We start from the raw sequence: 25481 nt of genomic DNA on the forward strand, positions 1-25481 counted from the left end.
AGCTCGATGCTCCGGCCATCGCCGCCATGCGCAGTGGGGGACGCATCCTCGATGCGGTGCGCGACACCGTCACCTCCATTGATGGGCGGCTGGCGGCCAGCCTCGAACAGGAGAGCGCGGAGCGTGAGCGCGCCCTCGCCGAGCGCGAGAGCACCCGCGCCTCCATGCGTGACCGGCTGCAGCGGCTTCCAGCCGAGCTTCGAGTCACTCGCCGTGCGGCGTCAGCAGCTCTTCGGGGGCTCACCTCCACCCGGCGCCCCCCAGGTGAACCCCGACTTCGTGGGCCTGCGCGTGAAGGCCACCCGCATTCTCGCGCTCCTCGAACCCGCCCGGGGCTCCAAGCGCCGGACGCCGCGGGACCCGAAGTCCGGCCAGGAGCCGGACCCGAGGTTCGACCAGGCGAAGTCGGCGTTCGAGGAGCTGCGCGCCACCCTCGATGGCATGCGCTCCGGATTCGAGGCCTACGAGCAGGGGGTCTCACGCATCAAGAAGACGGAGGAGGCACTCGCCGCGCTGGAGACGCATCGCTTGAAGGCGTTCGTCGCGCCGGAGCTGGCGGAGGCTCATGCGGCCCTCGAGCAGGCGCGTTCCGCCGTCATGAGCCTGACGCCCAACCACCGGGCACTGCTCGACGCGGCGGAGGGCAGCCGCGCGAAGCTGGGGACGAGTCTGACCGCGACGGCCCGTCACGAGCCGCGGCTGGGGGAGCTGGCCGGTCTGATCGACGCGCTCGAGAAAGACCCACACGCTGAAGCCGTCCAGCAGGACATCGCGGACCTGCATGCGGCGCTGCGGAAGGCGCGCGAGGCCTTCGAGCGTCAGGACCGCTCGTACACCGAGCCGCTGCGCTGGATCGAGAGGGCATACCTGGAGACCCACGAGCGGCTCGAGGCGGCCAGGTCCAGGGCGGCCATGTACAGGGTGTTCGCGGGCATCGCCGCCGTGGCCGCGGTCATCGTCCTCCTGCTCCTCCGGAACAGGCGCAACGGGCACATGCGCGAGGCCGCCGACCTCCATGCACAGTGGCGCAAGGCCCTCGACGAGAAGATGCAGGCGCTCTTCGCGCTGCTCGACCGGACCCACCTGGCCGCCGGCCACTCGCGCGAGGAAATCCAGAAGCGCTACTCGGGCACCACGCGCGAGCGGGCCCTGGCGCTCGCCTCCGAGGTGGATGAGCTGTTCCTGCTGTCCGTCGGGGCCTCGCGCGTGCTGGCCCAGGCCGAGGAGCTGCTCACCGGCAAGGGCGCCCTGGACTGGCTCGCGGCCCAGTGGATGGCCTCGCGCTTCGTGCGCGTCACGCGCCTGCTGCGCGACGAGCCGATCGCGTTCCACCCCGATGAGGGCATCGAGCTCGCGCTGCGGGGCCGCCCCACCGCCGAGCAGCGGCTCATCGGCGAGCTCGCCAGCTACCAGCCGTTCTCGCTCTCGTTCGAGGCGCTCATCGAGGCCTTCAACACGCGCGCCGGGAACGTCCTCCCGGTGCTGGATGCGCTGGAGGCGGCGCCAGGCCAGGCGGGGGAGGGCATCGCGGTGCTGGAGCGCCTCATCGCCGAGGTTCGCACGGCCGAGACGGCGGCCGTGGCACTTCGTTGCCCCGCGCTCCTCGAGCAGGTGGTGCCGGCGCTTGAGGCGCTCCTGGCCGAGGCGCGTTCGCTCCTCGTGGAGAATCCGATCGGCGCGTTCCACGGGCCGCTCGCCGGAGCGCGCCGGCAGGTCGAGGACACGTCGGCGCTCCTGTCCGTGCTCGCGCGTGGCCGCTCGGAGGTGCTGCCCCTGGTGGAGCGTGCGGGGGAGGCGCTCGTGTCCGCCGGGCTTTCCCGCCGGTGGCTCGACGAAACGAGCGACACGCTCACCCGCATGGCGGACGAGGCCGCGCGAGCGTTGGTGACGCGCCGGGCCGCTGAGGATGTGAAGGCCCTCGGCGAGGCGCTCGTGCTGCTGGAGCGGCGTGCGGCCGAGGCGGGAAGTCTCGTGGAGATGTCCGGACGCGCCCGCACAGGGCTGACGCGGGTGAAGGAGGAGCTCGAGACGGCCCGGGCCGGGCTGGGCCAGGCCCTGGGGCTGGCGCCCGGGTCGATGTTGCGGGAGCAGGGGAGGGATCCTTCCGAGCGCCTCGCCTCGGGCGAGCAGTCGCTCGTGAAGGGCCGCGAGGCGTTGAACCTCGGAGAGCTGGAGACGGCGCGCACCGGGCTCGAGGCGGCCCTGGCGCGGGTGTCCGAGGCGGCGCAGCTGGTGTCCCGGAGCCGCGAGGTGCATGCCCGCTTCGAGACGTGGTGCCAGGAGTTCCGTGCCGAGGCGAAGCGGCTCGCGGGGCTCGCGGCCGAGCGCCAGGCTCCCATGGCGGAGGCGATGCGCCGCTACCTGCCGTCGGCGCTGACCCTGCGCGCGGGTGAGCCGGTGCGCCCCAATGCGAACGGCACCGTCCAGGACAACTTGCGCGAGGCCGCCGCGCACTCGCAGCGGGCCGCGGAGCTGCTCCAGTCGGCGGTCAACCTGTTCTCCCAGGGACGGCTGCTCTCCGCGGCCGACCGGCTCGCCCAGGTACGGGAGCAGCAGGTGCTCGCCGCGCACCGGCTCGACGAGCTGCACGGAGAAGGTGCGGCAGCTCCAGGATGCCGAGGCCAGCAACCCGCGGGTGCTCTCGGCGGCCGATGCGCTCGCCGCCGCGTGTGCCGTCGACGTGGCCGATGCGCGTGTCATGCCGCCCACCCAGGGCGCGCTCGTGACGGCGCGGGGGCTGGTGGAGGCGGCCCGCGCCAGGGTGGGCGTCCTGCCTGGTGATCCGCTCGAGGTGGCCGAGCGGCTGTCGGCGGCGAGCCAGGCGCTCACCGAGGTCCAGCGGAGCGCGGCGAATGATCACTCCCTGCACGCACGCGCCGAGGAGAGCCTGAGCGCCGCCCAGGATGCACTCGCGGGGGCCCTCGGGCTGGTGCGGCGCGCCGAGACCGATGGCATCGCCGACAGTCGGGAGACCACGCGCGCCATGAAGGCGATCGCGGCGCTGGGGGAGGCGCTTGAGAAGGCGAATGGCACGTTCGGCGTGCCCCACGGCGACTGGCTCGCGCTCGCCGCCGAGGGCGAGCGCATCGAGGTCCACGCGGCTCGCGAGGCCGCCACGCTGCGCGACGAGCTGGCGGCGGCCGAGCGGGCGGTGCAGGCCATCCAGCAGGCGGCGGATCCGATCAAGCGCGCCAAGAACTGGCACGAGTCGTATGGCGTCACCATCTCCGGCAATCCCGGCTCCCGGCGGCTCACCGAGGCCCGCACGGCCCTGCACGGGGGGAACTACTCGGCGGCCCAGCAGGCCGCCGAGAACGCCGCGCAGCTCGCCCTCGCGGCCCTCTCGCTCGCCGAGCGGCAGGTGGCCCAGTTCGTCGAGGAGGAGCGGGAGCGGGAACGCCAGCGCGAGCGCCAGCGCGAGTGGGAACGGGAGTACGACTGGGGCTCACGCAACTCGAGCAGCTCCAGCAGCTCCAGCTCCTTCTCCTTCTTCAGCAGCTCCAGCGACTCCAGCTCCGGCGACTCGGGCTTCTCCAGCTCCTCCTGGAGCAGCAGTGACAGCTCGTCGAGCGGTGGCTCCAGCAATGACTCGGGCTTTGGCAGCTCGAGCTGGTGAGGGCCCCGGCTTGACCTGTTCGTGACGGAGAGCGGGGTTCGCGCCCACATACAACCCCCCCGCGACGCCTGCCTGCCTGCCGCATCCTCTGCTTGACATTTCCCTCCCCCCCGGGATTAGTTAGTTTGCAGTCACTAACTTATCTCGGGCCGAGGAACTGACCCTCCCGGAGGGGGGCCAGGGGCGCACGGGAGCACAGGTATGCAGAAGCTTCTTCGGAATGGCAGGACGGGCATGGCTCCGACGTTCAAGGTGCTGGTTGCGGGCGGGCTGGTGTTGACGCTCGGTGTGGGCTGTGGCTCGCGGGTGGACGCCGCGCAGAGCAAGCCGGGGGCCCAGCAGGGCTCGGCTTCGGCGCTGGAGTCCGCCGTGAAGGCGGACACGGTGGAGGTGGGGGAGGCGAAGGTTCCGCGCTTCCTCACGCTCACCGGCTCGCTGTCGGCCTACGAGGACTCGGACGTGGCGGCCGGCGCCATGGGCAAGGTCATGTCCGTGCACGTCGAGCGCGGCTCGGTGGTGAGGAAGGGTGACGTGCTGGTGAAGCTCGACGCGCGCTCCGCCGCGGCGAGCCTCGACGAGGCCCGTGCCCAGCTCGCCCTGGTCAAGTCCCAGCAGGCCCTGGCCGACGCCGAGTGCGAGCGCAACCAGAAGCTCTTCGAGAGCGGCACCGTCTCCACCGCCGACCATGACCGTGCCCAGGCCCAGTGCCGCAACGCGGCGGCCCAGGCCGCGGCCACCACCGCGCGCCTGAGCCTGCTGGAGATCAGCGCGACCGACGCCACCATCCGCGCCCCCTTCGACGGCGTGGTGGCCGAGCGCGTGGTGTCGGTGGGTGAGTACGTCCGCCAGGACTCCAAGGTGGTGACGCTGGTGGCGCTGGATCCGCTGCGCCTGGAAGCTCACCGTGCCGGAGTCCTCGGCCGCCTTCCTCCAGAAGGATCAGGCGGTGGAGTTCACCCTCACGGCGGCGCCCAACGTGGTGCACAAGACGAAGGTGTCCTTCGTGGGCGCGGGCCTGCGCCGCGGCACGCGCGACCTGGTGGTGGAGGCGCTGGTGCCCAACAAGGATCGCTCGCTCTTGCCGGGCCAGTTCGCCACGGCGAAGGTGCAGCTCGGCGAGCAGCAGCTCCCGGTGGTGCCGCGCACGGCGGTGCTGGAGGACGGCCCGCGCCGCAAGCTCTTCGTGGTGAGTGACGGACGGCTGGAGGAGCGCGTCGTCCAGGTGAGCGAGTCCGTGGCGGACTCGCTGGGGGTGATGGCTGGCGTTCGCGTGGGCGAGCGCGTGGTGGCGGTGGCGCGCGAGGATCTGCGCGACGGCCAGAAGCTGCAGTAGTCGAGGGCACCGCACATGCAATGGCTCGCGAGTATTTGTGTCCGTAAGCCCGTCTTCGCGTCGGTGCTGATCCTGTTGATCTGCGTGGTCGGCGGCGCCGGCTACGTCAAGCTCAACGTCGATCGCTTCCCGAAGGTGGACTTCCCGGTCGTGGTGGTCAACACGGTCATGCGGGGCGCCGCTCCCGAGGAGATGGAGACCGACATCACCGAGAAGGTGGAAGAGGCGGTCAACACCATCTCCGGTATCGACGAGATGACCTCCACGACCTCCGAGGGCGTGAGCACGGTGGTCATCACGTTCGTCCTGGAGAAGGACGTGGACGTGGCCGTGCAGGAGGTGCGCGACCGCATCAACCAGATCACCTACGAGCTGCCGCGGGACGCGGAGACGCCGCTGGTGCAGAAGTTCGATCCGGACTCGGTGCCCGTCATCATCCTGTCCGTGCAGGCGGACAAGCCCGTGCGGGAGATCACCGAGTACGCGGATCGCGTGCTGCGCCGGAGGCTGGAGACGGTGCCGGGCGTGGGGCAGGTGACGCTCATCGGTGGCCGCAAGCGCCAGGTGAACGTGTGGTTGGATCCGGTGAGGATGCGGGCGGCGGGCGTGAGCGCGGGACAGCTCCAGGCCGCGCTGGCCTCGCAGAACATGTCGCTGCCCGGTGGCAGCATCGAGACGGGCCCGCAGCGCTACACCCTGCGTCTGCGGGGGCGTGTCACCAGCGTGGAGGAGCTGGGCAATCTCGTGCTGCGCGAGAGCAATGGCCACATCCTGCGCGTGAAGGACGTGGCCCGGGTGGAGGATGGTGAGCAGGAGCCGGAGACGGCGGCCGTGCGCGACGGCAAGTCCTCGGTGCTGCTGTCCATCCGCAAGCAGTCCGGTGAGAACACCGTGTCGCTCGTGGCGGAGGTGCGCCGGCGCGTGGAGGAGCTGGGCACGTCGCTGCCGCCGGGCTACTCGCTGGAGGTGGTGCGCGACAACTCGGAGACCACCCTCACCGCCGTGCACGCGGTGAAGGAGCACCTGCTGCTGGGCGGCCTGTTCGCCGCGCTGGTGGTGCTGCTGTTCCTCGGAAGCTGGCGCAGCACCATCATCGCCGCGCTCGCCATTCCCACGTCCATCATCGGCACCTTCGCGGTGATGAACTACCTGGACCTCAACCTCAACAGCATCAGCTTGCTGGCGCTCGCGCTGGCGGTGGGCATCGTCATCGACGACGCCATCGTGGTGCTGGAGAACATCCACCGCTTCATCCACGAGAAGAAGCTCAAGCCCTTCCCGGCGGCCATCCTGGCCACCAAGGAGATCGGCCTCGCGGTGCTCGCCACCACGTTGTCGCTGCTCGCGGTGTTCCTGCCGGTGGCCTTCATGGGGGGCATGCCCGGACGCTTCCTGAGCAGCTTCGGCTTGACGATGGGCGCCTCCATCGCCGTGTCGCTGCTGGTGTCCTTCACCCTCACGCCCATGCTGTGCGCCCGCTGGCTGAGCCCGGCTCCCTCCGCGGACGGCGGCCATCACCGCAAGCCCTTCCTCGAGCGCGCCACCGACGTCATCTACCTGCCCCTGGAGCGCGCCTATGAGCGCTCCCTGCGCTGGGTGATGGCGCACCGCTGGGTGGCCGTCGTGGCCTCGGTGGTGACGCTGGGCTCGTGCGGCCCCCTGATGGGCGTCGTTCCCAAGGGCTTCCTCCCCAAGAGCGACGAGGCCCAGTTCCAGGTGAGCGTCCGCATGCCGGAGGGCACCAGTCTGGACTCCACCCTCCTGGTGACCGAGCGGGTCGCGCGCGAGATGCGCGAGACGATTCCGGAGGTGACCTCCACGCTCGTCACCATCGGCGAGGGCGCGGACAAGACGCCCAACGTGGCTGGCATCTTCGTGAAGATCGTCAACCCGGATCAGCGCACGGCCACCCAGGACGACATCATGGACAAGGTGCGCCGGGAGATCACCTCCAAGATGCCCAAGGAGTACCGGGTGAGCGTGTCCAACGCGCCCCTCTTCGGTGGCGCGGGCTCGCAGGCGGCCGTCCAGTACGTGGTGACGGGTCCCGAGTTCGACGAGCTGGGCAAGCAGGCCAGCGTGCTGCTCCAGAAGCTCAAGCAGGTGCCCGGCGTGGTGGACGCGGACAGCAACCTCATCATCGGCAAGCCCGAGGTGAGCGCGTACATCGACCGCTCGCGTGCCGCGGATCTCGGCGTGCAGGTGCCCGACGTGGCCAGCACCCTGCAGATGGTGGTGGGCGGTCTCGACGTGTCCACCTACGTGGAGAACGGCAACCTGTACGACGTGCGGCTGCGCGCCGAGCCGTCCGCGCGTGCGAGCATCGAGGACATCGGCCAGCTCACCGTGCCCTCGGCCCGGCTCGGCTCCGTGCCCCTGACGGACGTGGTGCGCCTGGAGCGTGAGGAAGGCCCCTCGCAGATCAGCCGCATGAACCGCCAGCGGCAGATCATGCTCACCGCCAACACGGCCCCCGGTGTGAGCACGGGGCAGATCGTCGAGCAGTTCGACAAGGTCATCGCGGAGTCGAAGCTGCCGGCCGGTTACGCGGCGAGGCCCGCGGGTCAGTCCCGCGAGATCGGCCGCACGGTGGGCAACTTCGCCCTGGCCTTCGGTCTGGCCTTCATCTTCATGTACCTGATCCTCGCCGCGCAGTTCGAGTCGTGGATCCACCCCATCACCATCCTCCTGTCGCTGCCGCTCACCGTGCCGTTCGCGTTGATCTCCCTGCTGGTGTTCAAGCAGGCGCTCGACATGTACTCGATGCTCGGTCTGCTGGTGCTCTTCGGCGTGGTGAAGAAGAACTCGATTCTACAGATCGACCACACCAACCAGTTGCGACGCGAGGGCCTGCCGCGGTTGGAGGCCATCGTCCACGGCAGCAAAGACCGGTTGCGTCCCATCCTCATGACCACGCTGTCGTTCGTGGCGGGCATGATTCCGCTGCTGATGTCCAAGGGCGTGGGCGCGAGCTTCAACCAGGCCACCGCCGGCGTGGTGGTGGGTGGCCAGACGCTGTCGCTGGTGCTCACACTGTTGGTGACACCGGTGGCCTACTCGTTGTTCGATGATGCCTCGGCGTGGTTCGGCCGGAAGTTCCGTTCCAAACGCTCGCCCGAGGAGACGGGCGAGGCCGAGGTGGCCCGTGCCTATGGTGGCGACACGCTCACCGAGCTGCGCCCGGCACATGAATCGGAGGCAGCATGATCGCCTTGCTCGCATTGACGCTGACCGTGAGTGCCGCGACGCCGGTGCTCACCCTGGACGAGGCGCTCGCGGCGGCTCGCCAGAACAACCTGGACCTGAAGGTGGCGCGCGCCCGGCTGGAGCAGTCCCGGCTCCTGTCCAACAGGGCGTGGGCCGGCTACCTGCCCACGGTGTCGGTGGCTGGTACCTACACCCGTCAGAGGGAAATCACGCTGCCCTTGCCGGGCCCCACCGGTGAGCCCACGCCGGTCGTCGTCACCCCGGGCGACCAGTTCGGCGCCCAGGCCGAGGTGCGGCAGGCGATCATCGCCCCGTCGCTCTGGCCCGCCATCCGCAACGCGGGAATCGCCGAGGACGTGGCGGAGCTGAACACGGACAACATGCGGCGGGAGATCCTCTTCGCCGTGGCACAGGCCTACTTCGGCGCCGCGAGCTACCAGGAGGCCATCCGCGCCACGCAGTTCCTCCTGGATGTGAACAAGGCGCGCGAGGCGGACACGCAGAAGCGCTTCGACGCGGGCACGGTGACGAAGGTCGCGCTCCTGCGCTCGCAGCTCGACCGGGCCCGTGCCGAGCAGGACCTGGTGCGCGCTCGCAACGCCTTCGCCTCCTCGCGGCTGGCGCTCGCCACGCTCATCCAGCGGGACGCCGACTTCACGCTGGAGCTGCCGCCGGTGCCGCAGGTACCCTCGCAGCAGGAGGACCTGGAGAAGCAGGCGCTGGAGCAGCGGCCGGACGTGGCCGCCGCGCGGCGCAACCTGGACCTGGCGCTGGGTCAGAAACAGGCCGTGTGGTTCTCCTACGCGCCCTCGGTGGGCTTCTCCGGCGTCTACCGGCTCTCCAGCGTTTCCTCGGTCTTCGCTCCGGCCAACACGTGGGCCCTGACGTTGAGCGCTCAGTGGGTGCTCTGGGACGGCGGCCTGCGGGAGATCAACCTGCGTGAGCAGTCGGCCCGCGTGGCCGAGGCCACGGCCCAGCAGAAGCAGGCGGAGGCCCGTGCGGTGGAGGAGGTGTCCCGCGCCCGGCTGGAGTTCGAGAACGCCCAGGCCAACCTCACCAAGGCCGAGGAGGCCCTGGGGCTGGCGCGTGAGACGCAGCGCCTCACGGAGATCAGCTTCAAGGCGGGCGTGGCCACCTACCTCGAGGTGGCGGACGCCAACTCCGCGCTGACGGGCGCCGAGGTGGGTGCCATCTCCGAGCGCCTGCAGACGTCGCTCGCGGCCCTGCGGCTGCTCCGCTCCGCCGGAGCCTTCGCGGCCCAGGAGTAGGGCACGTGGACGTTCCCTCTCCCCCTCGGGGAGAGGGAGCTCAGCGGCCCGTGATGAGGTTCTCGAGGCGCGCGTACCGGCGCGCCAGCCGCGCGTAGTCCGAGGGGCGGATGTCACGCCGCTCCAGGGTGCGCACCAGATCCTCCCGCACGGCCAGGTATTCCGACGCGGGCAGCCCGCAGGTCTGCTCCAACATCCGCGCCGCCTCGTCCTCCGGCAGGGTGGGGGAGATGCCCAGCCGCTCGTGCATGTGCCGCCGCAGTTGCCGCGCCAGCTCGGGCAACAGCTCGCGCTCCACCTTCGAGCGCCGCGTCAGCCAGCCCAGGGAGCGCACGTACTCGAGCGCCGAGCGGTGCTTCTCCACCACCAGCGGCCGGGGTGGCCCGAAGCGCGTCCCCCGCGACACCGCGTAGAGCAGCCCCACCAGCAGGCCCTGCGCCACGAAGACCCACAGGCCCCGCGCCGATGGCGGCTCCTGCTTCGGTGCCGCGCCGTGGTGGTACTCGTCGAAGGCGAGCGGCCCGCGCGACGCCAGCGCGTCCCAGAAGCGCAGGTTGTCCAGCAGCTCCAGCCGCCGGTTCTCCGCCACGTCCGCTCCCGCGAGCACGTACACCTCGCCGCGTCCCTCCGGCATCCGCCACAGCACCGCCGCGTCCTTCGTCCCGGCGAGCGCCACCGCCTCGGGCCCTCCCACCGTGATGCCCCGGTCCAGCGACACGCGCAGCCGTTGCAGTCCCCGCACCGCGCCCACCGGCTCCCAGACCCGCACCGTCGTCCCCGTGAGATCCTTCTCCCCGGGCGGCAGGCCCTCCGAGTCCGGTCCCAGCATCGGGCCCTCGGAGATCCGCAGCCAGTCGTCCAGGTGCGGCGGCCTCGTCTTCGCGTCCCTCGACACCAGGTAGACGAGGGTTCCTCCCCGGGAGACCCAGCTCCGCAGCGCCCCGGCCTCGCCCTCCGTCACCGGCCGCCCCGACGGCGCCGCCACCACCACCGTCCGGAGGCCCTCGGAAAGCCCCGGTCCGTCGAACGCCTCCCGCAACGCCGACACCGGTGCGCCCGACTCCTGCAGGTACAGGTACAGCGCCCGCAGGCCGAGCGGACCCGAATTGTCCACCGAGGGCACCCGCGGCGGGGGAGGGGACTGGTTCACCGCGAGCCCCAGCCCCAACGCCAGCGCCACCAGTACGCCGTAGATGATCGCCGTCCGCGCGCCCTTCATGCCACCGCTCCGGCCAGCCCCTGGTGCAGCCGCTCCACCTCGTCCACGAAGCGCGCCGCGTCCTCCGGTGGCACCGGCTCGAGCGAGTAGAAGGCCCGGTCGTACCAGCGCACCAGCCGCTCCACCTCGCCCGTGAGCTGCGCGGAGGCGCCTCGTCCGGGCAGCTCGCCCACCAGCTCGCGGTTCGTCTTCACGCGGTCCGGCCGCGCCAGCCGCTTCGCCTCCAGTGAGGACAGGAGGGCCAGCAGCCCCTCGCGGATGGCCTCTCGCGGCCGGGCTCCCAGTGCGGCACGGGCCCGCGCCAGGTGCTCACCCGGGGAGTCGAGCTCCAGGGCCGCCGGGCCCGGCTCCGCATCGCCTCCACGCCGCACCGGGCCTCCTCGCCGCCAGTGGCGCAGGCGCAGCACCGCGAAGAGCACCACCGCGAAGCCCAGCGCGAGCACCAGCGTCCGAGTGCCCGTCGCGAAGCTCTGCGCCTCCTGTGTCTGCAGCAGCCTCTCCAGCAGGGCTGTCAGTTCCCGCATCAGCCGCTGGAACACGTCGCCCTGGCGTTCCCGCGCCTGGGCGAACTCGGGCCGCGAGAGGATCTCCTGGAGCAGGGCCGGATCGGTCGTCCGGGGCGGGGGCTCCGGGGCGGGGGGCTGGGCCATGAGCCACAGCAGCAGCAGCCCGGACTTCATCGGGCCTCCACGCGCCTCTCGAGATCCAATCCCTCCCGGCGCACGCGCATGTCCAGGTAGAGCATGGCGTAGACGACGAGCCCCAGCGGGTTGAACACCGCCTGTCCCACCACCTGCAGCAGCTCCGCGGGCACGAGGAGCGACTGCGGGACCGGGTTGGCCGCCGCGGCCTCGGGATTCATGGGGTTGCCATGGGTGAACTGGATGAGCATCGCGGGCAGGCCGCACAGGATGCTGACGGAGATCAGGATGATCGACACCACGGTGACGAGGAGCATCACCCGCACCGTGACGCGCCCGGTGAAGCCCGGCGCCACCCGCCCCGAGAGCAGGGCACCCGAGCGCCGGAAGGAGCGCACCACCGGGAGATCCTCCATGGCCAGCACCGGCGCCAGCAGGGAGAAGCGCAGCAGGTACCAGAGGAGCCCGCCCACCAGCCCGAGCCCCATGAGGATGGGCCCGCCAGCCAGCAGGATCCAGCCGAGCACCCGTGCGCCCGAGATGGCGCCTTCCGTGCGCAGCACGATCACCCCGCCCACTCCGGTCAGCAGCAGGCCGGGCAGCATCATCAGCAGGATGGCGCCCACCGCCCACAGCAGGGACAGGAGGTACGCACCGGTGAACGTGCCCATCTGTTTCAGCGCGCGTTGCAGTCCGTCCGCCGGACGCGCCAGCTCCCCGAGCTGCGTGGGCACCACGTACCGGGCCACCGCCAGGGTGTTCAGCGAGTAGACCCAGAAGGTGATTCCCAGGACGCCCGTCAGCATCAGCAGGAAGCGGGCGTATTCGCTCCCCAGTGCCGCCATGTCCTCGCCCCGCGCCGCCGCCAGGAGCGCCGCGGAGTTGCGCTGCGCCGCCAGTTGCAGGGCCTTGGTCAGGATGTAGGAGACCAGGTTGAAGCCGAGGCTCAGCAAGAAGAGCGCCTTGAAGTGCTTGCGCCAGAAGGTGGCCGCGCGATCGATGATCTCACCGACCGTCAGGGGACGCAGATCCGAGGGAGGAGGGCTCACGGGCCGCAGCATACCTGGAGCACGGAGGACCACGGTAACGGCAGAATGCCCCCGCGGAGCCACCCCATGCTGGGGAAGGCCGTGAGGGAGCGTGTGACATGGCGGAGCAATACGACAACGTGGGCAACAAGTACGAGCAGTTCAAGAACTCGGCGCCCCTGCCCATCCCGGAGCGGCACACGTTCTTGAAGCTGGTGGGTGACCTGCACGGCCAGCGGGCCCTGGATCTGGCGTGTGGTTCTGGCTTCTACACGCGGCTGTTGAAACAGCAGGGAGCCGAATCGGTCCTCGGCGTGGACGTCTCCCCGGAGATGGTCGCCCTCGCCCGTCAGCGGGAGGAAGAGCACCGGCAGGGCCTCCAGTTCCAGGTCTCCGACGCCGCCCATCTCGGCCATCTGGGGGACTTCGACCTGGTGACGGCCGTCTACCTGCTCAACTACGCGCGGACCCGGGACGAGCTGTTGAGCATGTGCCGCGGCGCCCATACCAACCTGGTGGACGGTGGACGCTTCATCGCCTTCACCATCGAGCCGGGCTTCGAGCTGGCGAAGTCGAACTGGGCGAAGTACGGCTTCGAGGTGCGCCGCGAGACCCTGGAGGGCGAGCGCCATGTGGTCCAGGCGCGCTTCCTCACGGACCCGCCCGCGGACATCGAATACTTCCGGTGGCCCGCCGCCACCTACGAGTGGGCCATGACGCAAGCCGGCTTCCGGCAGCTCGAGTGGCGGCACTTCGAGATTCCGCCCGAGGCGCTGCAGCGGTTCGGCGCGGATTTCTGGAAGGAGTACCAGGAGAATCCGCTCCTCGTGGTGCTGAGCGGCCGCAAGTAGGCCCGTTGCTGGCGCCGGGGCCGCACAGGGCCCCTCGCCTGGCCGTCGAGCACCCCTATGGAAAGGTGCGGAACTCGAGCGGCCCTGCTCAGGGGCACAGCCGCAGCAGGTAGGCGTCGGGGTTGAAGGTCGTGGGAGTCAGCGTGCCGGTGCCGAAGTCGATGGGCTCGGCGAACGACCCCGTCATCAGGGCGTCCCCCTGCCGGGTGACCTCGACGTCGGCGACGAACTCGATGTTGACGGGGCCGAGGTCCGGAAAGCCGCGGGCCCACAGCGGGTCGCCGTCGATGCGGTCGAACCGGGCCACGAAGCCATTCTCCAGCGATGCCGGTGAGCCGGGGAGCGGGCCGGTCCCCAGGTCAGTCCCGCCCCGATAGAGCCCGATGACGGCCACCCCGTCCCGCTGGTCCATCGCGACGCTCGTGGCCACCGAGCCCACCTGGCGCAACCAGCGCTCCTCTCCGTCCCGCGTGTACGCGGCGAGGATGCCCCCGGAGAAGCTCTGGGCCGCCCCGCCGAAGCGGAAGGCGCCGCTGACTCCACCGCCCACCACCACGCGGTTGCCGTGGACCGCGATGCCCCGGAAGATGCCCGCCGTGCCCTCCAGCGTCCTCGACCAGCGGTGGGCCCCTTCCGCGCTGTAGGAAGCCACCACGGGCGCGCCGGCGTCGAGGTCGGTGGGACCCAGCGGGCCGCCCCCGAAGTCGCTTCCCGGCTCCTCGAAGAATCCGGACACGTAGAGGTCATCCCGCGAGCCGGCGACGACGTCCGAGAAGAGGCTGTTGGAGTCGAAGACGCGGGCCCACAGGAAGCCTCCGTCCGCCTCGTACTTCGCGATGAAGGCCGCGTCCGACGCGAAGCGGGGCGTGCCGTCACCGAAGTCGACAGGCCCCACGATCGAGCCCACCAGGATGACGTTGCCCGTCCGGTCCGTGGCGAGGCTCGGGGTGAAGTTGAACTGTCCTCCGAGCAGGGGCCGCACCCAGCGCAGCCGCCCGTCCGGGGAGAACTGCGCGACGAAGGCCCCGAACGGCAGTGGACCGCTTCCGAGATCCACTCCGGCCTCCACCTCGCCCGCAACGCTGATGCGGCCTCGCCGGTCCACCGCGATCGCCGTGAAGCGCGTGAAGCCGCCCTCCGTGACCGTGGAGCCGAAGCCCCGCGACCAGAGGAGCGTCCCGTCCGGCGCGTACTTCGCGATGAAGGCATTGTCCAGGAGGGGAGGCGCGGAGAGCAGCGGCCCCCCTCCGAAGTCCGCGGTGCCCTGGTAGGTGCCGACGATGATCGCCTCACCGTTCCGGCTCACGGCGACCCGTTGGGCAATCTCGCTCTCCGTCCCCGTGCTTCTGCGCACCCATTGCGTCGCCCCCGGGGAGCACGACGCCCCCGCTCGGTGGGCCTGCTCCTCCTGCTCGGGCTCCCGGGCCTGGAGGGGCGGCTCTGGCGCAACGCTCCCTCCACAGCCCGCCAGCACCCCCACCAGCACGAACACCCATGCCCGGGTGCTCCCCCCCTGTGCTCTCCTCATTCTCCCCCCTCCGGCAGAGCCGCTCACGCAGCACACATGCCGTAGCCCCAGGATTGTCATGGAGCGGGGAAGCCACCATCGCCGTCCAGTCAGGATGCTCCGTGGCGTAGGTGACAGAAGGGAAGGGGAGGGTGGGTGGCGACTTCCCGGTGCGAGGCAGGCCTCATGCGAGCCCTCACAGCCCGAGCGCGTCGAGCATCCGGGAGGTCAGCACCCGGTGGGGATCCACGCGCTGCTTCAAGGCGCTCAGGGTCTCGATGAAGGGCGCGTGCATGCGGCGCAGCAACGCCGGCTCGCAGTGGGTCTGCTTGAGGAGCATGACCTTGACGCCATGTTCCTCGAAGGCTCGCCGGCTCACCTCGCCCAGGAAGGTGCGCGCCCGGGCCTCGTGCGACTGTCCTCGCCGCACGCTCATGCTCACGCTGAACAAGTACGCGCCTCCGGGCATGCCGTGGGCCGAGTGCAGGGGCCAGGCGCATTCCGGCAGCCGGATCAGATCCTGCTGCTCGAGCCGCGCTTCGAGCTTCCGGGTACGCATCGAACACGTCGAAATACATGTCCAGGAACGACTGCCGCCGCTCCACGGGCACCGCGAACGTCTGGTGACACACCGTCAACCGGGGATCGATTCCCAGGGCGCGCAGCACGCGCGGGAGCACCTCGGGTGAGGCGAGATAGTCGTACGCGCGATCATAGCTGCGCTGAAAGAACGTGAATCCGTAGAGCCCCGCGTGAAAACGCCGGCCCTGTCTGAGCACGAGCCCCTGCAACGGGCTCACGAGCCCGGGCACCCGGTTGGCGAGGCCTTGCGCCACGATGTTCCGCCGGGTGGAGTCGTCGGTCAGCGGCAGCGGCGCGGCCTTGTGATGGGGCTCGGGCACCACGATGCGGTCGCCCAGCAACACACTCTTCCCCCGGCGTCCGAAGAAGAACAGCCCCCGGCCCAGCGGGTACTCTCCCGAGCGGTAGAGGGTCTCGAGCCGCTCCAGGGCCGCGTACCCCCGGGTCGGGCCGTGTTCGAGGACGGTGATCTCCGCCCGCTGCCGATCCCGCACCCGGAACAAGCGCAGCTCGAGCTCCAGGATCACTCCCAGGGCCCCGAACGAGCCTGGCACCAGCCGGAACAGCTCTCCGGCGATCCCGGGCGCCGCGGCGTGACACTCGTGGACCGCGCCATCCGGCGTCATCAGGCGGAACGCGCGAACCTCCTCGGCGAAGAAGCCCACGGCATTGTGGGCGCACGCCGCCAGCGCGCCCGCCAGGGAGATTCGATCGCCCGTGGGGGGATGATAGGGCAGGTGGTGGGGATGCTCACGGTGCAGCGCCTCGAAGGTCAGGCTGCCCGGCGCGCGCACCCAGATGGCGCCATCCGCCTCGGTGGAGAGCAGGCGCGTCGTGCCGGAGAGCCGGGCCGTGGAGACACCTTCCGCGTCCCCGGGCGGGAGGAAGTGCTCGCCGAAGGAGCGCCGGGCTCCGATCAGCGTGAGGCGCCGGCGCCGCGCCACCGCGTCCTGGAACAGGGCCGCGAGCTCCTCGGGCGTGGCCGGCTCGCGCACGCTGGCGGTGGCTTCGTAGAGGCCTCCCATGGCCCGAAGGTCGGTCGTGGTCGTGCGCATGATTCGTTCTCCTCCCCCAGGAGCAGACACCGTGGCAGGTGCGCCTCAGCATAGGGCGAATGGAGGCCCGGTGACGTCTTGCATCGGAGCGCGTCCTCGCTGAGCATCGGTTCGTGTCTCCACGCCCTTCCGAGTCGTCCTGCTGTTCACATTCCTCCCTGGTGGGACGGCAGTGAGTGCGGGCACGGGTTCTCCACCGCCTCGCGTCCTGGCCGACGTCTTCGCACGCACGCGCGTCCATGATGGGGCGCTCGTGCTTGGCGCCGCGCTGTTCACCGCGTTGCTCGCGCAGGTCGCCATCGCGGTGCCGGGCTCCCCGGTGCCCATCACGGGGCAGACGCTCGCGGTCGTTCTCACGGCCGCCGCGCTCGGGCCTGTGCGTGGCATGGCCGGGCAGCTCGCCTACGTCCTGCTCGGGGCGGTGGGACTGCCGTTCTATTCCAAGGGGGCCAGCGGTTGGGCACAGGTGCTCGGGCCGACCGGCGGCTACCTGGTGGGCTTCATCCCCGCGGCCTTCCTCATGGGCCTCGCGGCGCGGCACGGCTTCGACAGGGTGGCGTGGAAGGCGGTCCCGCTCTTCCTCGCTGGCCAGCTCGTCATCCTGGCCATCGGCGTGTCCTGGCTCCGCGTGGCGGTCCCGCTCGACCTCGCCACGGCCCTGCACAAGGGCTTCCTGCCCTTCCTCCCCGGTGGGTTGCTCAAGGCAACCATCGCCGGCCTGTGGATGCCCCTCGCCTGGAGGCTCATACGGCCTCGCGAGCCAGGTATCCCTCAACCGTGAAGCCCGCGCGTCCATCGAGTGGCGCCTGGAGAAACGCCTTGGACTACCCCAACCTGCTGGCCGAGCTCGCGGCTGAAGTCCGGCCGCTGCTGGGACAAGGCCGCGTGGCGGACTACATCCCGTTGCTGGCCCGGGCAGACCCCTCGCGCTTCGGCCTGGCCCTGGCCGCCCTGGACGGCGGGCTGTGCGGCACCGGCGACGACCAGGAGAGCTTCTCCATCCAGAGCGTCTCCAAGGTCTTCGCCCTGGCCCTCACCCTGCCACACCTGGGCGAGGCGCTCTGGCGGCGCGTGGGCAAGGAGCCCTCCGGCAACCCCTTCAACTCCCTGGTCCAGCTCGAGTACGAGCGCGGCCTGCCGCGCAACCCCTTCATCAACGCCGGGGCCCTGGTCGTCACCGACGCCCTGCTGTCTCTCACCGGCGACGCCTGCGGCACGGTGCTCGCCTTCCTGCAGGCCCAGGCCGGCCCCGAGCCCGTGGCCGTCGACGAGGACATCGCCGAGTCGGAGTGGCAGCACCGGGACCGCAACGCCGCCCTGGCCCACTTCATGAAGTCGTTCGGCAACCTCCACAACCCCGTCGACAAGGTGCTGCGACACTACTTCCGGCAGTGCTCCATCCGCATGAACTGCCGGCAGTTGGCTCGCGCCGGCCTCTTCCTGGCCAACCATGGCCTCTGTCCGGACGGCCGGCGCCTGCTCACCCGCAGTCAGGCCAAGCAGATCAACGCCATCATGCTCACCTGCGGCACCTACGACGCCGCCGGCGAGTTCGCCTTCCGCGTGGGCCTGCCCTGCAAGAGCGGCGTGGGCGGCGGCATTCTCGCCATCATCCCCAACCGCATGGCGCTTGCCACCTGGAGCCCCGGCCTGGACCCTCAGGGAAACTCCCTGGCCGGGCTCGCCGCGCTGGATCACTTCACCACCCGCACAGGGCTCTCCATCTTCTAGCGGGCGCGCGGGCTTGCACGAACCGGCTCAGTGCGGAGTCAGGCCGAAGCGGGCCTTGATGCGCTCTGTGGGAGGGTTGCAGCCGGCCTCCTCGAGCACCTCGAGGCACCAACGCGCCGCGTCGTCCAGACGGGGCGTGACGAGATGGAGGCCACTGCGCGGCCGGGCTTTCTGGAAGGTGGAGAGCATCAACCGCACCAGGGGCGAGGTGATGACGATGGCATGGCCGAGCACCACGGCATCGAGCTGGTGCTCGTGCTGCTTGAGCCACTCGGACTGGAGGCGGCGGTGCTCGGAGGGGAGCATGGGCGCGTGCCGCAGGTCGATGAGCATCACGTGCTTCTGCTGGCGCTCCAGGTAGGCGAGCCGCTGCACGAGGTACTCCTCGAAGCGCGCGAACGGAACCGCGCCTCGTATCTGGACGATGAGCAGCGGCCAGAGGGAGTCATCCAGGAGCAGCGGGTCGTTGTTCGACATGGACGTTCCGGCTTCTGCCACGACGGAGCCGGGTTGTGTATGGGACGCGCTCCTTCTGCTCGGGAACGCACGGACGGCCCTCCCGGAGGAGAAGGGCTACGGGATGAGCGAGTGAAGGGCCTTCGTGGCGGCGCCCGGGTCCTCGGCCTCCAGGACGCCGGAGATGACCGCGAAGCCGGCCGCCCCCGCGAGCAGCGAGGCCCGCTCCGGCGTGATGCCTCCGAGTGCCAGGGCGGGGCAGGGGAGCACCGCCGCCAGCCGCCGGAAGCCCTCGGGCCCCAGCGTGGGCCGCGTGTCGTCCGGTTTCGAGCCCGGCGGGAAGACCGGGCTCACCAGCGCCAGGTCCGCTCCCGAGGCCCGGCGAGCCTCCTGCTCGTCATGCACCGCCACGCTCACCTGATGCCCCGGGGGCAGGTGCGGGCGGACATCCTCCGGCGTGAGACCCGAGGCGGGCAGGTGCAGGTGCGCGCCCACGAGCAGGGCCACGTCCAACCGGCCATTGACGAAGAGGGGATTGCCCCGCGCCCGGCACAGCCCGGCGAGCAGCCGGGCCTCCTCCAGGAACTGGCGCGTCGGGGCCTCCGGGTGACGGTGCTGCACGGCCACCTGGGGCCCCACCTCCAGCGCCCGCTCCAGCGCGGCCAACAGCCGCTCCCGGGGCAGGCGCCAGTCGGTGATGACCATCACCCGCGGCGTCACTACTCGACGAGCCCCTCTATCGGGCTCGACGCCGAGGCGTACGCCTTGCGCGGAATCCGGCCGGACAGAAAGGCCTCGCGGCCCGCTTCGATCGCCAGCTTCATGGCGCGCGCCATGCGCACCGGATCCTTCGCGCCCGCGATGGCCGTGTTCATCAGCACCGCGTCCACGCCCAGCTCCATGGCGATGGCCGCGTCCGACGCCGTGCCCACGCCCGCGTCCACGATGACCGGCACCTTCACCGTCTCGCGGATGAGGCGGATGTTGTGCGGGTTGCGGATGCCCAGCCCCGAGCCGATCGGCGCCGCCAGCGGCATCACCGCCGCGCACCCCGCGTCCTCCAGCTTGCGCGCGGTGATCGGATCATCCGAGGTGTAGGGCAGCACCGTGAAGCCCTCCTTCACCAGGATGCGCGCCGCCTTCAGCGTCTCCTCCACATCCGGGTAGAGCGTCTTCTCGTCGCCCAGCACCTCGAGCTTCACCCACTTGTTCATGCCCAGCTCCTCGGCGAGCCGGCACGTGCGCACCGCGTCGTCCGCCGTGTAGCAGAGCGCCGTGTTCGGCAGCAGCCGCATCCTCGAGCGGTCGATCCAGTTCATCAGCGAGGCCTCGCCCTTCGCCGACAAATCCAACCGCCGCACCGCCACCGTCACCATCTCCGCGCCCGAGGCCTCGTGGCAGCGCTTCATCACCTCGTGGCTGGGGTACTTCCCCGTGCCCACGATGAGGCGCGACTGGAAGGTGACTCCCGCGATGACCAGGGGCTTGTCCTGAACGCTCATTGCTCGCTCCTATCCGCCACCGACGAAGGTGACGATCTCCACGCGATCCTGCGGCGACAGCCGGTACTCGGGGTGGTGCGCGCGGCGGACCACCTCCGCGTTCACCTCCACCGCCACCCCGGGCCCACCCACCTCCAATGAGGCGAGCAGCGCCGCCAGGGTCATTCCCTCGGGGACTTCTCGTGCCTGTCCGTTGATCCAGATCGTCACGGCTCGACGCTCCTGCTGCTGGCGTCCGACGCAGTACAGGCGCCTCCCCCCCGCTGTCAACGCGCACCCCGGGCGTCACCCCTGGCCATACTCATGGGCATGTTCACCTGTTGGAGCTCCGGTTCTAGCGGACCTGATGCTCGCGGATCATCGCGAGCTGCGTCTCGGCCGTCAGGTTCTTCAGCCCCATGTGCCCGAAGGGGAACGTGCCGTACACCTTCTGCCCGTCCTGCCCGGGGATGGGCGAGGTGCCGCCCGCGAGCCCCACGCCCACCAGCTCGTCCACGTTGGACCAGATGCTGTAGACGTGCGCGCCCTCGTCGTGGTTCTTCGCGTTGATGTCCTCGAGGAACGAGGAGGACGGGTGCAGGCCGCTCGTGCGGTTCGTGGTGGGCACCAGGTCCCCCGTGAACAGCGCCGAGGCCAGTCCGCGGTTGGCGCCCGCGATGCCCACGAAGGTGTCCACGCTGTCCGTCAGGGGCTTGCCCAGATCGAAGCTCTTGCGCGTGTACGGATCGAACCCGTCACCGCCCTGGATGGCCTTGCGCGCCAGCGTCACGCCCATCGAGTGGCCGATGACGTCCACCTTCTCGGCGCCCGTGTACTCCTTCACCGCCTGGATGAACGCGCGCACCTCCTCCAGGTACTTCTCCGAGTGGTGCTGCTGCGAGGCCTTCATCGGGTTGGCCGGGCCCCACGTCATCGCGTACATCTCCGAGGGCTTGTAGCCCTGCTTCGTGAAGGACTCGATGGAGTTCTTCCACCCCGCCGCGCTGTCCGAGTTGCCGTGGATGAAGATGACGGGCTCCTGCGTCACCTTCTCGCCCGGCTTGGACTTGCCGCCGAACGCCGGCACGTTGCCCTGGGCGAAGTCGTACTTGCCGTAGCCGTTCTCGTGCAGCCACTTCTGGAAGTCGTTGGAGAAGCGCGACTCCTTCGTCACGCTCACCTCGTTCGCCCGGCTCGTCCGGAGCGTGGCTGCGGGGCTCGTCTGGGAAGAGATGCGCGTCGACATGGCGGACCACCTTGGCAGTTGAGGTCGGTTGGTTGCACACATTGTCGTGCATGCCCCTCCACGAGTTGCGTCCGGGCGCGTCATTTGGGCAACCGGTTGAAATCATTGCCCGGCCGGGGTTCTCACGCTCTGATTCGCCCCCCCATGCCGGCCTCCGCTCCCCCCGAGACCTCACAGCCGCACGCGCAGCGCCCGCTCACCCTCCAGGACGCCAAGACGCTCGGCCTGGCGGCGCTGGGCGGCGCGCTGGAGTTCTACGACTTCATCATCTTCGTGTTCTTCACCGCGGTGATCGGGCAGCTCTTCTTCCCGCCCGACACGCCCGAGTGGTTGCGCCAGTTGCAGTCGTTCGGACTGTTCGCGGCGGGCTACCTGGCGCGCCCCCTGGGCGGCATCGTGATGGCGCACTTCGGCGATCGCAGCGGCCGCAAGCGCATGTTCGCGCTGAGCGTGTTCATGATGGCGGTGCCGACGTTGCTGATTGGCAGCCTGCCCACCTACGCCACCGCCGGTTACGCGGCGCCGCTGGCCCTGCTGGTGCTGCGCATGATGCAGGGCGCGGCGGTGGGCGGGGAGGTGCCGGGCGCCTGGGTGTTCGTCTCCGAGCACGTGCCGGAGCACCGCGTCGGCTTCGCCTGCGGCACGCTCACCTCGGGCCTCACGTTCGGCATCCTGATCGGCTCGCTGGTGGCCACGGCGATCAACAAGATCTACACCCCCGAGCAGGTGCACGCCTTCGCCTGGCGTCTACCCTTCCTCGTGGGAGGCGTGTTCGGCTTCTTCGCCGTGTTCCTGCGCCGCTGGCTGGCCGAGACGCCGGTGTTCGAGGAGATGCGCCAGCGCAAGGCCCTGGTGCGGGAGCTGCCGCTCAAGGCCGCGCTGCGCGGCCACGGTGTCTCGGTGGCGGTGTCGATGCTGCTCACCTGGGTGCTCACCGCCGGCATCGTGGTGGTGATCCTCATGACGCCCACGCTGGTGCAGAAGCTCTACGGCATCGCCCCGGCCCAGACGCTGGAGGCCAACAGCGTGGCCACGCTGAGCCTCACCTTCGGCTGCATCGTGTTCGGCCTGCTCGCGGATCGCTTCGGCGCCGGATGGGTGTTGGGAATCGGCAGCCTCGCCCTGATGACGGCGACGTACGTGCTCTATCGCGGCGTGGGCGCGGCGCCGGAGCACCTCGTCCCGCTGTACGCGCTGGCGGGCTTCTGCGTCGGCGTGGTGGGCGTGGTGCCCACGGTGATGGTGCGCGCCTTCCCCGCGGCGGTGCGCTTCTCGGGGCTCTCCTTCTCGTACAACGTGGCCTACGCCATCTTCGGAGGCCTGACGCCCCTGGTGGTCACCCTGATGATGAAGGAACAGCCGCTGGCGCCCGCGCATTACGTGGCGGCGGTGTGCGGGGTGGGCTTCCTGGTGGCGCTCTATCTCTTGAGCGCGGGCCGCACGCGTTTCGCCGCGCTGAGCACCTCGTAGCGCTCCCAGGTGGGCCGGATTCATCTAACGTCGCGGCCATGCGCGTCCTCTTGAATTCGTGGGTGCTCGCCTGCGCACTGCTGGCCTCCGGTTGCACCCTCGAGGCCCCCGAGGACCCCAACGCGGGGCCCGTGCCCACCTGGTGCCAGGACATCCGGCCCATCCTCGAGGCCCACTGCGTGTCCGCGTGCCATGGCGCCACCACGACGGGCAGCGGCCGCACGGACTTCCGGCTCGACATGTACGAGGCCGACGGTGAGGTGGCGGGAGCGAAGCTGATGGCCCCGCGCATCCACGCGCGCACCGTCACCTTCCGGACCATGCCGCCTCCGGGCAACCCCGAGCCCACCGAGGCCGAGCGGGCCCTCATCGACCGCTGGGCCGCGGGAGGGGCGCCCGCGTGTGCGGAAACGGTCACCGATGGGGGCTCCTAGGCCCCGTGTCGTAGGGCCGTGGCCGGGGTGATTGCGGGGAAAGCCTCGAATTCTTCCCGCTTGGAGCAAGCGGCCCGCCGGGCCCTCCTCGGACGGGCCGCCGCCCCTGTGATGGTTTTCCGCTCCGACAAGCCCTGTGCACCCGCGATGCAGGCCCCCAGTTTCCTGCCACACGCCGGGGGGCTTCCTCCCCTGGTGAGGAACGAAAGGAGCGGCACCATGCGTAAGCTCATGATGGCGGTGATGGCGGTGGCGGGGCTCGGACTCACGGTGGGTTGCCAGGACCGCAGCAAGGTCCAGCAGGAGCAGCAGGACGTCGCCGAGGCGCAGCGCGACGTGGCGCAGGAGCGCCAGGAGGTCAATCAGGAGGTCGCCGAGACGCGCCAGGACGGCCAGCAGGAGCTGACCGACGCGCAGAAGGACCTGATGGAGGAGCAGCGCGAGCTGGCCGATGCCCAGCACCAGCAGATGGATGAGCGGAACGATCAGGCCACGGGCGGCAGCGGCACGATGAACAGGAACGACAACACCGCGGCCAACGTGAAGACCGAGGAGGTGGAGGGTACCATCCAGTCCGCCTCGGCCAACACCATCGCGATCATCGTCCCGGACCAGAACAACAAGGTGATGCGCTTCCAGGCCAACCAGCAGGTCCAGGTGATGAAGGACGACAAGCCGGTGGCCCTGAAGGATCTGAAGGCGGGCGATGAGGTCCGCGCCTCCTACCAGATGGATCCGAACGGCCAGATGATGCTCAAGAGCATCGAGGTCGAGAAGATGAGCGCCCAGCACCCGGGCCAGCAGAAGAAGTAGTCGCGCGGGACACGGTGGGACGCGGCCTCCGCCTCCGGGCGGGGGCCGTCGTCTTTGCGGAATGCTTGTGGCGGGAGACGGGAAGCCGGAGACTGCGGCCATGGCTCTCAAGACGAGTGACGTGCTCGAGCTCCACCAGCGCTGGTGCATCGCGGACTCGCACGCGGACTCGCTGATGTGGAACAGGGACCTGTGCGAGCGGTCCTCCGAGGGGCACGTGGATTTCCCCCGCCTGCGCGAGGTGGGGATGAAGCTGCAGTGCTTCACCATCGTCACCCGGGGCTTTCCCTTCATCGGGGGCTTCGAGGCCTTCGCCGTCTGGCGCGGCTGGCCCCGAGAGGCCCGGGAGAGCGAGTGGTCGCGCGCGGTGTGGCAGGTGGACCGGCTGGCGGAGTTCTGCCGCCGCTCCGACGGGCAGGTGCGCATCACCACCACGGGGCGGGTCCTGGAGGAGAACCTCGCCCAGGGGCGGCTGTCGGCCGTGCTCGGCATCGAAGGCGCTCACGCCATCGAGGGCCAGGTGGAGCGCGTGGCGGAGCTGTACCAGCGGGGCGTGCGCTTCATGGGTCTCACCCACCTGTCCAACAACGAGGCGGGCGGCTCGTCCTTCCCGTTGATGGGCAACCGGCCCCTGTCGCCGCTGGGCCAGTCGGTGCTGGAGGAGATGGCGCGGGTGGGCATGAGCGTGGACGTGGCCCATGCCTCCGAGCGGACGCTGGAGGACATCCTGGCGCACCCCACGGCGCGCGTCTTCTCCTCGCACACGGGCGTGCGCGGGGCGGGGGGCGGCTGGCGCAACCTCTCGGACGAGGTGCTGCGCCGCATCGCCGAGCGGGGTGGGGTGGTGGGCATCATCCTCGCCCCCGTGTACCTGGGCGGGGACGCCATCGACGACGTCGTGCGGCACATCGAGCACGCGCTCGGGGTGATGGGGGAGGAGGGCGTGGGCATCGGCTCGGACTACGACGGCATGGTGGCCCTGCCCAAGGGCATCCGCGACGTGACGGATCTGCCCAAGCTCACCGAGGCCCTGCTGCGCCGCCACCCGGAGGCGCTCGTGGAGCGCATCCTCGGGGGGAACTTCCGAAGGTACTTCCGCGAGACGCTCGGGGAGTGACATGGGTTGACCGGGCTCGCGGCGCCTGGAATCGTCCGGCGCCGTGATCAACCGCTCCCCCGTCCTCTTCTCGTTGATGATTGGCTCCCTCCTGCTGTCCGCCTGTGGCGTCAGGGCCGGCGACTCGTGCTCGGGAGGCGGCTACACCTGCGCCTCCGAGACGGAGGCCCTCGAGTGCCGTGACAAGGAATGGCGCACGCTGCAGTGCCGGGGCTCCTCGGGGTGCAGCGAGGCCGAGGGCACCATCAACTGTGACATGAGGGGCAACGTCGCCGGGGATGCGTGCGCGGCGTCCGCCGAGGGCCGCGGGTTGTGCACGGCCGACGGCAAGGCCGTGCTCGAGTGCCGCATGGGCGTGCTGGTCCAGGTGAAGACGTGCGGCACGTGCGCCATGGACGACACCCGCGTCACCTGCCAGCCGTGAGC

Annotated in this window: 23 protein-coding genes and 2 pseudogenes; 15 read left to right on the top strand and 10 right to left on the bottom strand. The window is 70.4% G+C overall.

Features of this window, described 5'->3' with window-relative positions:
• Positions 1 to 123 precede the first annotated feature (123 nt).
• The 7 genes and pseudogenes from ACN28I_RS02455 (at position 124) to ACN28I_RS02485 (ending at position 9424) form a co-directional block, all read left to right on the top strand.
• Positions 124 to 2781 (top strand): hypothetical protein, encoded by a 2658-nt coding sequence (locus ACN28I_RS02455; protein WP_420940557.1) that lies wholly within the window; start codon positions 124 to 126, stop codon positions 2779 to 2781.
• On the top strand, positions 2699 to 3616 hold the full coding sequence (locus ACN28I_RS02460; protein WP_420940558.1) for a hypothetical protein: 918 nt from the start codon (positions 2699 to 2701) through the stop codon (positions 3614 to 3616). Before ACN28I_RS02455 ends, ACN28I_RS02460 begins: the two co-directional genes overlap by 83 nt.
• A gap of 234 nt (positions 3617 to 3850) precedes the next feature.
• Positions 3851 to 4504: pseudogene (locus ACN28I_RS02465) on the top strand (efflux RND transporter periplasmic adaptor subunit); the annotation flags it as partial.
• A 58-nt stretch (positions 4505 to 4562) separates the two neighbouring features.
• A pseudogene (locus ACN28I_RS02470) lies at positions 4563 to 4652 on the top strand (hypothetical protein); the annotation flags it as partial.
• Between the two features lie 96 nt (positions 4653 to 4748).
• A complete protein-coding gene (locus ACN28I_RS02475) occupies positions 4749 to 4949 on the top strand; it encodes a hypothetical protein (RefSeq protein ID WP_420948868.1) in 201 nt (66 codons plus the stop codon).
• A 15-nt stretch (positions 4950 to 4964) separates the two neighbouring features.
• Entirely contained in the window at positions 4965 to 8156 is a 3192-nt protein-coding gene (locus tag ACN28I_RS02480) for an efflux RND transporter permease subunit (RefSeq protein WP_420940559.1), read from the top strand.
• On the top strand, positions 8153 to 9424 hold the full coding sequence (locus ACN28I_RS02485; protein WP_420940560.1) for a TolC family protein: 1272 nt from the start codon (positions 8153 to 8155) through the stop codon (positions 9422 to 9424). Before ACN28I_RS02480 ends, ACN28I_RS02485 begins: the two co-directional genes overlap by 4 nt.
• Positions 9425 to 9464: 40 nt before the next feature.
• On the opposite strand, the gene ACN28I_RS02490 is transcribed toward ACN28I_RS02485, so the two are convergent.
• From ACN28I_RS02490 to ACN28I_RS02500, 3 genes are read right to left on the bottom strand one after another with little or no spacing between them, the layout of a single operon-like run.
• A complete protein-coding gene (locus ACN28I_RS02490) occupies positions 9465 to 10643 on the bottom strand; it encodes a DUF4350 domain-containing protein (protein WP_420940561.1) in 1179 nt (392 codons plus the stop codon).
• A complete protein-coding gene (locus ACN28I_RS02495) occupies positions 10640 to 11323 on the bottom strand; it encodes a DUF4129 domain-containing protein (RefSeq protein ID WP_420940562.1) in 684 nt (227 codons plus the stop codon). The genes ACN28I_RS02490 and ACN28I_RS02495 overlap by 4 nt, the downstream gene beginning before the upstream one ends.
• A complete protein-coding gene (locus tag ACN28I_RS02500; protein ID WP_420940563.1) occupies positions 11320 to 12333 on the bottom strand; it encodes a hypothetical protein in 1014 nt (337 codons plus the stop codon). Before ACN28I_RS02500 ends, ACN28I_RS02495 begins: the two co-directional genes overlap by 4 nt.
• Before the next feature lie 98 nt (positions 12334 to 12431).
• Between ACN28I_RS02500 and ACN28I_RS02505 the strand changes: the two genes are divergently transcribed.
• Positions 12432 to 13163 (top strand): class I SAM-dependent methyltransferase, encoded by a 732-nt coding sequence (locus ACN28I_RS02505; RefSeq protein ID WP_420940564.1) that lies wholly within the window; start codon positions 12432 to 12434, stop codon positions 13161 to 13163.
• A gap of 88 nt (positions 13164 to 13251) precedes the next feature.
• Here the strand turns inward: ACN28I_RS02505 and ACN28I_RS02510 are convergent, their stop codons facing one another.
• Both ACN28I_RS02510 and ACN28I_RS02515 read right to left on the bottom strand, forming a co-directional pair.
• The gene (locus ACN28I_RS02510) at positions 13252 to 14691 is read right to left on the bottom strand and encodes a hypothetical protein (protein WP_420940565.1); all 1440 of its coding nucleotides are present in this window, start codon (positions 14689 to 14691) and stop codon (positions 13252 to 13254) included.
• An 89-nt stretch (positions 14692 to 14780) separates the two neighbouring features.
• Positions 14781 to 16307: an FAD-binding protein gene (locus tag ACN28I_RS02515; protein WP_420940566.1), complete on the bottom strand. Its 1527-nt coding sequence runs from the start codon at positions 16305 to 16307 to the stop codon at positions 14781 to 14783.
• 172 nt (positions 16308 to 16479) lie between these two features.
• Between ACN28I_RS02515 and ACN28I_RS02520 the strand changes: the two genes are divergently transcribed.
• Together ACN28I_RS02520 and ACN28I_RS02525 are read left to right on the top strand one after the other, a co-directional pair.
• The gene (locus ACN28I_RS02520) at positions 16480 to 17088 is read left to right on the top strand and encodes a biotin transporter BioY (protein WP_420940567.1); all 609 of its coding nucleotides are present in this window, start codon (positions 16480 to 16482) and stop codon (positions 17086 to 17088) included.
• Positions 17089 to 17126: 38 nt separating this feature from the next.
• Entirely contained in the window at positions 17127 to 18038 is a 912-nt protein-coding gene (locus ACN28I_RS02525; RefSeq protein WP_420940568.1) for a glutaminase, read from the top strand.
• Positions 18039 to 18065: 27 nt separating this feature from the next.
• Here ACN28I_RS02525 and ACN28I_RS02530 read toward each other — a convergent pair whose 3' ends face one another.
• From ACN28I_RS02530 to ACN28I_RS02550, 5 genes are all read right to left on the bottom strand, one after another.
• Positions 18066 to 18515, bottom strand: a complete 450-nt coding sequence (locus tag ACN28I_RS02530; protein ID WP_420940569.1) for a hypothetical protein — start codon at positions 18513 to 18515, stop codon at positions 18066 to 18068.
• Between the two features lie 96 nt (positions 18516 to 18611).
• On the bottom strand, positions 18612 to 19199 hold the full coding sequence (locus ACN28I_RS02535) for a thiamine phosphate synthase (RefSeq protein WP_420948555.1): 588 nt from the start codon (positions 19197 to 19199) through the stop codon (positions 18612 to 18614).
• 14 nt (positions 19200 to 19213) lie between these two features.
• Positions 19214 to 19996: a thiazole synthase gene (locus ACN28I_RS02540; RefSeq protein WP_420940570.1), complete on the bottom strand. Its 783-nt coding sequence runs from the start codon at positions 19994 to 19996 to the stop codon at positions 19214 to 19216.
• Positions 19997 to 20005: 9 nt separating this feature from the next.
• Positions 20006 to 20206, bottom strand: a complete 201-nt coding sequence (gene thiS, locus ACN28I_RS02545; RefSeq protein ID WP_420940571.1) for a sulfur carrier protein ThiS — start codon at positions 20204 to 20206, stop codon at positions 20006 to 20008.
• A gap of 124 nt (positions 20207 to 20330) precedes the next feature.
• Positions 20331 to 21221, bottom strand: a complete 891-nt coding sequence (locus ACN28I_RS02550; protein ID WP_420940572.1) for a lipase family protein — start codon at positions 21219 to 21221, stop codon at positions 20331 to 20333.
• Between the two features lie 144 nt (positions 21222 to 21365).
• Here ACN28I_RS02550 and ACN28I_RS02555 point away from each other — a divergent pair, with 144 nt between their 5' ends.
• The 5 genes from ACN28I_RS02555 (at position 21366) to ACN28I_RS02575 (ending at position 25479) form a co-directional block, all read left to right on the top strand.
• The gene (locus tag ACN28I_RS02555; protein ID WP_420940573.1) at positions 21366 to 22691 is read left to right on the top strand and encodes an MFS transporter; all 1326 of its coding nucleotides are present in this window, start codon (positions 21366 to 21368) and stop codon (positions 22689 to 22691) included.
• A gap of 38 nt (positions 22692 to 22729) precedes the next feature.
• Positions 22730 to 23125: a hypothetical protein gene (locus tag ACN28I_RS02560; protein WP_420940574.1), complete on the top strand. Its 396-nt coding sequence runs from the start codon at positions 22730 to 22732 to the stop codon at positions 23123 to 23125.
• A gap of 219 nt (positions 23126 to 23344) precedes the next feature.
• A complete protein-coding gene (locus tag ACN28I_RS02565) occupies positions 23345 to 23938 on the top strand; it encodes a hypothetical protein (RefSeq protein WP_420940575.1) in 594 nt (197 codons plus the stop codon).
• Between the two features lie 100 nt (positions 23939 to 24038).
• Positions 24039 to 25055, top strand: a complete 1017-nt coding sequence (locus ACN28I_RS02570; RefSeq protein ID WP_420940576.1) for a dipeptidase — start codon at positions 24039 to 24041, stop codon at positions 25053 to 25055.
• Positions 25056 to 25098: 43 nt separating this feature from the next.
• On the top strand, positions 25099 to 25479 hold the full coding sequence (locus ACN28I_RS02575) for a hypothetical protein (RefSeq protein WP_420940577.1): 381 nt from the start codon (positions 25099 to 25101) through the stop codon (positions 25477 to 25479).
• Positions 25480 to 25481 lie beyond the last annotated feature (2 nt).

The organism is Archangium gephyra, assembly GCF_049060025.1.
Lineage (GTDB): Bacteria > Myxococcota > Myxococcia > Myxococcales > Myxococcaceae > Archangium > Archangium gephyra_A.